Source organism: Dietzia maris (assembly GCF_014144855.1).
Classification (GTDB): domain Bacteria; phylum Actinomycetota; class Actinomycetes; order Mycobacteriales; family Mycobacteriaceae; genus Dietzia; species Dietzia kunjamensis.
In genome coordinates this window covers 1-8,788 of the sequence record NZ_JAALDN010000278.1, presented here as the reverse complement: position 1 = coordinate 8,788, position 8,788 = coordinate 1, and the positions used below count along the sequence as shown (strand labels likewise).

At 71.2% G+C, this 8,788-nt stretch carries 6 protein-coding genes; all 6 read right to left on the bottom strand.

What is annotated here, in order from left to right:
* Nucleotides 1-1,735 (bottom strand): beta-ketoacyl synthase N-terminal-like domain-containing protein (locus G6024_RS09660; RefSeq protein ID WP_235027841.1); only part of this gene is annotated, 1,735 nt, incomplete at its 3' end.
* A gap of 91 nt (nucleotides 1,736-1,826) precedes the next feature.
* Nucleotides 1,827-3,773: a long-chain-fatty-acid--AMP ligase FadD32 gene (gene fadD32, locus G6024_RS09655; protein WP_159148591.1), complete on the bottom strand. Its 1,947-nt coding sequence runs from the start codon at nucleotides 3,771-3,773 to the stop codon at nucleotides 1,827-1,829.
* A 174-nt stretch (nucleotides 3,774-3,947) separates the two neighbouring features.
* Nucleotides 3,948-4,913, bottom strand: coding sequence for a cutinase family protein (locus G6024_RS09650; RefSeq protein WP_082923820.1), 966 nt, complete (start codon nucleotides 4,911-4,913; stop codon nucleotides 3,948-3,950).
* Nucleotides 4,914-5,090: 177 nt separating this feature from the next.
* Nucleotides 5,091-5,585 (bottom strand): DUF732 domain-containing protein, encoded by a 495-nt coding sequence (locus G6024_RS09645; protein WP_067714813.1) that lies wholly within the window; start codon nucleotides 5,583-5,585, stop codon nucleotides 5,091-5,093.
* On the bottom strand, nucleotides 5,582-7,540 hold the full coding sequence (locus tag G6024_RS09640) for an alpha/beta hydrolase-fold protein (protein ID WP_159148590.1): 1,959 nt from the start codon (nucleotides 7,538-7,540) through the stop codon (nucleotides 5,582-5,584). The genes G6024_RS09645 and G6024_RS09640 overlap by 4 nt, the downstream gene beginning before the upstream one ends.
* Nucleotides 7,541-7,780: 240 nt before the next feature.
* Nucleotides 7,781-8,788 (bottom strand): alpha/beta hydrolase (locus G6024_RS09635; protein WP_159148589.1); only part of this gene is annotated, 1,008 nt, incomplete at its 5' end.

Here is an 8,788-nt window from a genome sequence, read left to right as displayed (position 1 = left end):
CCGGGGTCGCGGCGGCCGGGGCCTCGGGGGCCGGGGCTTCGGCGGCAAGGGCGTCAGGGGTGGCGACCTCGCCGGCCCGGACGTCGGAGACGGAGTCCTCGTCGACCGTGGTCTCCTCCGACGCGCGCACCGGCGCCGGCTGGTACTCGGCCACCACGACGTGCGCGTTGGTGCCACCGAACCCGAACCCGGAGATGCCGGCCAGGGCGCGCCCGCTGTAGCGCGGCCACCCGGTGGTCTCCGTGACCACGCTCAGTCGCGCGGCGTCGAAGTCGATGTACGGGTTGGGGCCCGCGAAGTTGATCGTCGGCGGCAGGGCGTCGTTGGTCATCCCGAGGATGATCTTGGCGAGGCCGGCGGCCCCGGCGGCGGACTCCATGTGGCCGAAGTTGGTCTTGGCCGAGCCGAGCAGCGTGGGGCGGTCGGCCTCGCGGCCGCGGCCGAGCACCTGGCCCAGGGCGGTGGCCTCGATGGGGTCCCCGAGGATGGTGCCGGTGCCGTGCGCCTCGATGTAGTCGACCTCGCGCGGGTCGACGCCGGCGTCGGCGTAGGCCTGGCGCAGGACGGCGACCTGAGCGTCGGGGTTGGGTGCGGTCATACCGTTGGAGCGACCGTCCGAGTTCACGGCGGACCCCTTGATGACGGCGAGGATGTCGTTGCCGTCCCGTTCGGCCTCCGACAGGCGCTTCAGGATGAACACTCCCCCGCCCTCCGACCGGCAGATGCCGTTGGCATCGGACGAGAACGCCTTGATCCGCCCGTCGGGGCTGAGCGCGGCACCGGTCTTGGCGAAGCCCATGGTCGCGGCGGGCGCGAGCATCATGTTGACACCGCCGGCGACGACCAGGTCCGATTCGTGCAGTCGCAGCGAGTTGACGGCCTCGTGGATCGCCACCAGGGACGTCGAGCAGGCGGTGTCCAGCGTCATGGACGGGCCGCGGAAGTCGAACGTGTACGAGACCCGGTTCGAGATGATCGAGTTGGAGGCGCCGGTGACCGCGTACGGCGAGGCCGCAGCGGAGTCCGAGGTGAGGAACACCTGGTAGTCGCTGGAGGACGATCCCATGAAGACGCCGACCTCGTGGCCCTTGAGGTCGCTGGCGGGCAGGTGGGCGTTCTCCAGGGCCTCCCAGGTGAGCTCGAGTGCGAGCCGCTGCTGCGGGTCGACCATCTCGGCCTCGCGGGGGCTCATGCCGAAGAACTCGGCGTCGAAGTCCCGGACCTCGGCGTCGTCGAGCCAGCCGCCACGATCGGGCGCCTCGGACAGCACCTGCTGGACGTAGGCGTCGCCGGACCACTCGGACCAGCGGGTCGCCGGGCGGGGGGTGGTGGCGTCCCGACCGGAGGCGAGTAGCTCCCAGGTCGCCTCCGGGGTGTCGGCGCCGCCGGGGAAGCGGGTGGCGAACCCGATCACGGCCACGTCGAACTCCATGCCCGCGCCGCGGTCACGGAACGTGTGGAAATCGGTGGGCGCCTCGGATTCGACCGGTCCGTTGACGACGTACTCGGCCAGCGAGGCGATGGTGGGGTGCTGGTAGGCGACGGTCGCGTCGAGTGGTCGACCGATGAGGTCCTCGAGATCGGCGGACAGGGACACCGCGTCGCGGGACGACAGGCCGTATTCCTCCAGCGAGCGGTCGTCGGTGACCTTGGAGATGTCGAGCCCGGTGGCCCGGCAGACCCAGCCCCGCATCCATTCGCGGAGCTCTACTACCGTCATCTCGCTCTGTGCCATCGTCCTGGCTCGCCTTTCCTCGGGTGTCGTCCGGTGTGTCCCGTCGCGGCGGGGCACCCGTGGTGCTTGAACCGGCCCGGCCGGGCGGACGCTACTGCGCCGGCAGGTCCGGGAAGGCGGTCTGCTGGTGACCCCCGCGCAGGGTGCCGTCCACGTAGGCCGCCTTGCACGCGCGCCGCGCGATCTTGCCGCTGGACGTGCGGGGGATGGATCCGGCGGGGACCAGCAGCACGTCCTGGGCGGTGACGCCGTGACGTGCCGAGATCGCCGTGCGGACCGCGTCCGCGATGGGGCCCGGGTCGGCCTTGCCGGCGCCGGGTGCGCGCTCGCCGACCACGACGAGCGTCTCCGAGGAGTCATCGGCGGCGATCTCCGCGCCGTTACGCGCCTCCATCGGCAGCTGGTTGGCCGGCACCGAGAACGCGGCGACGAATCCGGGGCGCAGCGCATCGGAGGCGCCCTGCGCCGTGTTCTCGAGATCCTGCGGGTAGTGGTTGCGGCCGGCGACGATCACCAGGTCCTTGACGCGGCCGGTGATGTACAGCTGACCGTCCACATAGGCGCCGTAGTCGCCGGTGCGCAGCCATCGAGCGTCGGAGGGCACGGTCCCGAACTCCCGGACCGTGCGGGACCCCTCCTCGAGGCACTCGACGAGCCGGTTGCCGAAGGTGGCGTCCGACTCCTCGGGGCGCCCCCAGTAGGCGCGACCGACGTTGGTCCCGTACAGCCAGATCTCGCCGACGCGCCCTTCGGGCAGCTCCCGCCCGGTGCCGTCGTGCTCACCCGTGGCCTCGTCGATGTTCGCCTCGACGATGGTGGCCCACTGGCTCGGTGCGACGTACCCGCAGGCGACCTGCGGGATCGCGTCCTCGTTGCCTTCCACCTGCGCCGGGTCGAGGACGGTCATGACGCCCTTGTTGAGGTCCGACCGGTCCACGTGGATGACGATCGCCTCGTCGTCGCGGCGCGGCGAGGAGACGAACAGGGTCGCCTCGGCCATCCCGTAGGACGGCTTGATGACGGTCGGTGCGAGCCCGTAGGGCGCGAAGGCCTCGTTGAAGGCACGCATGGAGGCGGGGGTGACCGGCTCCGAACCGTTGATGATGCTGGTCACGCCCGACAGGTCGAGGGTCTCGCCGTCCCTCGGCAGCCCTCGGCGTGCGGCGTGCTCGAACGCGAAGTTGGGGGCGGCGGCGAACACCCCGTCGCCGTCCGACATCGCGCCCAGCTGCGAGACCCAGCGACCCGGGCGCTGCACGAACGCGCGGGGGCTCATCACCGTGATGGTGGCCCCGCCCATCGCGGGCAGGATCACCGTCAGCAGGCCCATGTCGTGGAACAGCGGCAGCCAAGTGACCCCGCGGGACGCGCGGGTCAGCCCGAGCCCGTCGAACAGCTGCATGACGTTGGTGACCACGTTGCGGTGGGTGATCTCCACACCGGCCGGTACGCGGGTCGAGCCGGAGGTGTACTGCAGGTAGGCGATGTCGTCGGCGCCGAGATCCGGTCTGGTCCACCCCGAGCCGAGCTCCGCGGGGATGGCGTCGACGGCGACGGTGCGCGGACGCTCTCGCGCAGGCAGGGAGCGGAACAACGTCCGGACCCCGGCCGCGGAGTCGGTCGAGGTGAGGATGACCGCGGGCGTGCAGTCCGCCAGGACCGCGTGGAGGCGGTCGTGGTGACCGGGCTCATCGGGGTCGAACAGGGGCACCGCGATGAGCCCGGCGTGGATGGCCGCGAAGAACGACACGATGTAGTCGAGGCCCTGCGGCGCGAGGATCGCGACCCGGTCCCCCGGCTTCGCGACCTGCTGGAGGCGGGCGGCGATGGCGTAGAGCCGGTCACCGAACTGCGACCATGAGAGTTCGTGCACCTCGCCGTCACGGGAGGACGAGTAGTCGATGTAGCGGTAGATCAGCCCGTCCTCGGCAGGATCCTCGCGGGCGGCGGAGACATTGGCTTCGACGAAGTCGACAAGGGTGGTGCGATCAGGGATGACGATCGCCCCACCGGCGTCGTGGTACCGCTCGAACTCCACGTTGCTCCGTTCCGATCCGTCTTACGTTGGTCGACGTCGTCGACCACGGAAATGCCGGGTGCACTGACGACAAGCTTGGTCGATCCTACAGCGTGCCCCAGAGCGCATCCGAACTCCGAATCATCCGGCTCGTCAGGCGTGTCGCAGGCCGAGCCCTCGGGAGGCGTGGACGGGTCACCCGTGGGCGATCTCCGGGGCGGCGTCGACGAGCTCACGCACGTGCCCGATCGTCCACTCCGGGACCGTCGTCCCCTCGATCACGTCCGGGTTGGTCGCGTACATGGCGTGGATCGCGTTGTTGGCGACGAACTCCTGGAACCGGGCGGCGCCGTCCACGACGTTGAGCGGGGCGTTGCAGATCAGGTCTCGGGAGTCGCAGATCTGGGCGGTCCTGTCGCCGAGTTCGCCGAAGCCACCCGGGCGGGGCCCGGTCATGGTGGCGCCGGCGATGAGCTGGGTGAGCCCGGTGGCCGGCTGTAGGGAAATCTCCATCCCCTGCCCGTTTCCGGGCGACAACCCCGGCGACTGACCCTGGCCCGGCACGCGGCGGCCGTCGGCGATGAGGACCGATCCCCGGACCAGGTCGGCGGGCACCGGCCCGTTGCCGGTACCGATCTCGCTGGTGAGGTCACCCGCGATCACCGCACCCTGGGAGAAGCCCAGGAGCACGAACGACGTGTACGGGCACCGCTCGTGCGTGGCGGCGAGCTCGGCGCGGGCCCTCTCGGTGCCCTCCGCCCGGCTCTGGTCGTAGGGGATCTCGTTGGGCGCCTGCGGGTTCCTGAACTGGGCCACGTAGGGGACGGTGAACACCTCGAGCCGGTCGTCCGGGTACTGCTCGCTCAGCGGGTCGGTAATCGTCCTCAGCAGGGCGTTGGGCAGGAAACCCGGGTTGTACGGGTCGTCGGTGGGGCTGCTCTCCCAGGTCCCCGGCACGGCGACCATCTCCACGTCCGGACAGTCCGCGGGCTGGGTCAGCTCCGGCTCCCCCGGGCCGGGCAGGGGCCCGTCGGGACCCGTGGGCAGCCCACGATTCCCGATCCACCATCCGATGCCCAGCACCAGCAGGACCACCAGCACGAGTGCCCCCAACGAGCACCCGAGACGACGGCCTCTCCCACGACGCATTCCGCGAGCCACGATACGAACTCCTTCCCGGCCTCCCCGCTCGACTGGGGCGGGTGGCCGACGACCGGTCAACGCCCCGGTGGCGCTGCGGGTTCCGGGAGCACCGGGAGGGTGTCCCGTCTCACCCCGGGGCGACACGTGCCGGGTCCTGCCGGACCGGGCGCCGCGGCGCTGTGTGCATTCGTCGGACTACGGACAGAGCTGGCCCGCCGAGGCGTCCACCACGACGCGGGAGAGCTCGTCGACCTCGCGATCCGAGTACCCGCCCGCCGAGATCTGACCGGCGACCGCGTCGGCGATCGTCGTCGTCTCGTCGGCGGCGCCCCCGGTCGTCCGGATGCGGCAGATGGTGTTGCCGGCGGCGACGAGCGAATCGGAGAGGTCCGCGGTGTCGATGCCCTCGCTCTCCAACGCCGCGAGATACCCGCGCTCCCGCGCGCCGACGGCCGGGGCGGTGTACCCGGAGGCGTCCGGATCGACGGGTGCGGGCGCCTCCGTGTAGCGGCCGGAATCCTCCGTCGCGGGAACGCGCGACACCCCGGGTGATCCGCTGCCGCCCGGGGGCGGGGCCAGCGTCTCGGAGTCGGGCACGCCGGAGACCGTCGAGTCCCCTCCGCCGCAGGCGGTGAGCATCCCACCGCCGACGAGCAGCGCGGCGGTCAGCGTCGCCAACCGGGTTCTCACGACGAGATCTCCGCCCGGCCACCGCTCACGGTGATGCGGCCGCCCTCGAACTCCATCTCCTGACCGTCCCGCGTGGTGCGCAGCGGGCCGGTCGGGTAGCCGAGCCGTCCGCGTTCGTAGTCGACCGTGCCCCAGGCGTCGAACACCGGCCCACGGGGGATCACGTGGGCCCCGGTCCGCGGGGACCAGTAGATGTACCCGCCCTGGAACCGGCTGAACGCGCCGTCCCGGGTGCTCAGGGCGATCTCGTCGGTGGTCGGGTAACCCAGCTCGGAGTTCTCGGCGCCGGCCTCGCGATAGGTCTCGAGGATCTTGCCCTCGACGACCTTCGGGCCCGTCTCCTCGGACCAGTAGACGGTCCCGCCCTGGAAGCCCTGGACGACACCCGGCTTGTTGGGGTTGGTGATCTCGTCTGTGGTCGGGTAGCCGAGCTCGCCGCGCTCGGCGCCGCGCTCCTGCCACATCGCCCGGATGCCACCGCGGACGGCGTGCGACCCGGTGGTGGGCGACCAGTAGATGACGCCGTTCTGGAAGGTGGAGAACCGGCCGCGGCCGTCCGGGGTGGTGGTCTCGCCCGAGGTCGGCAGCCCGAGCACCCCGTCGGGGCCGCCCTCGGTCTGGTAGGCCGCGCCGATCGCGCCGAGGACCGAGTGGGCCCCGGTCCCCTGCGACCAGAAGGCGCGGCCGAAGCGGAAGTCGGTGGCCTTGCCGCCGCGGACGTCGTACTCGCCGGTCAGACACGGCCCCAGGCCGGGCTGCCGCTCGGCGAGGCGTGCGATGTCGCCACTCGCCGCGCACGGCTTCTCGACGTTCTCGATCCCCACCGCCGTCGCGAACTGCGGCCATGCCTGGGTCATCTCGAACTGCCAGTACGGCCAAGTGTGCGTGCCGGACGGGCGGAAATTGGCGGTGACCTCGACCCCGGCGGCGCGGGCCCGGTTGACGAAGGTCTGCGTGGTCATCCGCGAGAGCAGCTCGAGGCCGTAGCCGGGGAAGTTGGTCGGGATGTCCGGCAGGCCGGACGGCTGGTCCCAGGGCCCGGTGTTGCCGCTGCCGGCGGAGACGTAGACGCTCTGCCCGCGCATCTTCTCGGTGTGGAGCTTCGGGTCCTGTTCCTGCCAGCGCCGGGACCCGAGCGGGCCCCACATGCTCTCGGCCGGGTAGCCGCCGGCGTCCTGCATGGCCACCTTGACCGCCTCGGGCATCCCGAAGCTGGTGGTGTCGAGGAAGCCCGAGTAGCTGGCGGCGAAGTCGAAGTGATCCGGGTAACGCTGGGCCAGCATCATCGCGGCCGTTCCGCCCATGGACAGTCCGGCGACGCCGTGCTTGTCACCCACCCGCCAGTCGCGGGCCAGTAGCGGCGGCAGTTCCTGCATGAGGAACGTCTCCCACTGGTACGCCGAGCCCTTGGCGTCGGAGACCCAGTCCGTGTAGAAGCTCGACTCTCCACCGATCGGCAGGACGATGACGGCGTTCTTGGCGTCGAAGAACTGCGAGATCTTGGTCTCGAGCGTCCAGCCGCTGGCGTCGTCGCGGGCCCGCAGCCCGTCGAGCAGGAGCAGGGACGGGTAGGTGCGCTCGGGGTCGGCGTTCCACTGGGCCGGGAGCATGAGCTGCACCTGGATCGCCTGCTCCATGGCTGGTGACCGGACCCAGAGTGCCACCCGGTTGGCGGACTTCCACTCGACCTTGTCGAGCCGGACACCGGACGGCGGCGTCGACGGCACGCGCAGGGTCGGCGCCTCGGGCGCAGTGGCGGGACTCTCCGCGGGGGTCGACCGCGCCGGGCTCTCCGCCGGGCTCGTCTGCCCCGGGGTCGGCCGGGACGGCGTCTCCTGTGCCGCCGCGACGGGCGGGAGGACGAGACCGGAACCCACCACGGACGCCACGAGGGGAGCCGCGAGGAGGGACGCCCACCGGTGCCGGGGGCTCGCGTCTGAGCTGGGGGTCGCCATGTGTTGTTCTCTTCCTTGCCGCGTCGTCTCGCCGAATAGTTAGTGGGCGCGCGTCAGAACGACCCGCGCCACATGTATCCGGAGCCCGGGTCCGTGGTGCGCCCGCGGGTTCCCCTCCCGCGGCCGAACCCGGTGGTCAGATGCGACCGGGGCCCCGCACGAGAATCTACGCGCGGGGCCCCGGTGTGACGGGTGAGGACTCGCTGACGGGAGTCCGATTCGTCGGCTAACTCTGCGCGATCACCACGCGTGGGCGTCCATCACGTCGAGGATCTGCGCCGAGCGGGCCGCGATGAGGTCGTCGTTCCAGTAACCCCAGCCGTGGATGCCGGTGGTGCGGTACTCGAACGTGGCCTTGTTCGGCGCGGCGTTCATGGTGTTCTGGAACGCCAGCGTCGAGCCGCGGGACAGGCCCTCGAGGATGATGCCGTTGAACGTGTTGAACACGGACTGCAGGCTGGAGGGCTGGTCGTACCGGCCCGGGATGGCGGACCCGGCGGTCACGTACATCGGGATGTCGCGCAGCTTGGCGGCGTTGAGCAGCGGGTCGTGCTCGCCCCACTTCGGCGAGCCCGGCAGACCCCACATGGCGAACGGGTCGCACTTGCACTGGTCGAACATCGCCAGCGGGATCATGGTGTACATGCCCGGGGCCGTGGGGTTCATGTAGCCGGAGAACACCGAGACCTGCTTGAACTGGTCGGGATGCTTGGCGGCGAGCGTCGCGGCCGCGGAGCCGCCCATCGACAGGCCGGCGACGGCGTTGTTGTTCGGGGCCACGCCGAAGTGGGCCTGCAGGTAGCCGGGGAGCTCCTCGGTCAGGAACGTCTCGTACTTGTACTCGAGCAGGTTGCCGCCCAGGTTGATGGGCCGCTCCCAGTCGGAGTAGAAGGACACCTGGCCGCCGACGGGCATGACCAGGGTGATGTTGTCCTGCAGGAAGATGCGCTGGGCCTGGGCGTCGTGGGTCCACGCGTTCCAGTCGTCACGGGCGCGCAGCCCGTCGAGCAGGTACAGACCGGCGTTGCCGCCGAAGCGGGCCGGCTGGACCTGGACCTTGATGTCCCGCTTCATGGCCGGCGAGTAGACGTTGCACAGCTGGACCCAGGAGGCGACCGGGTCCCACTGGCAGCCGGGACGCAGCCAGTTACGGAAGCCCACCGGGTTCTCGTCACCACCGGCCGGCCGGAACGCGGGGGCGGCGGGCGGCGCGGCAGCCGAGCCCGCGGACCCGAGGCTGGCCGACGA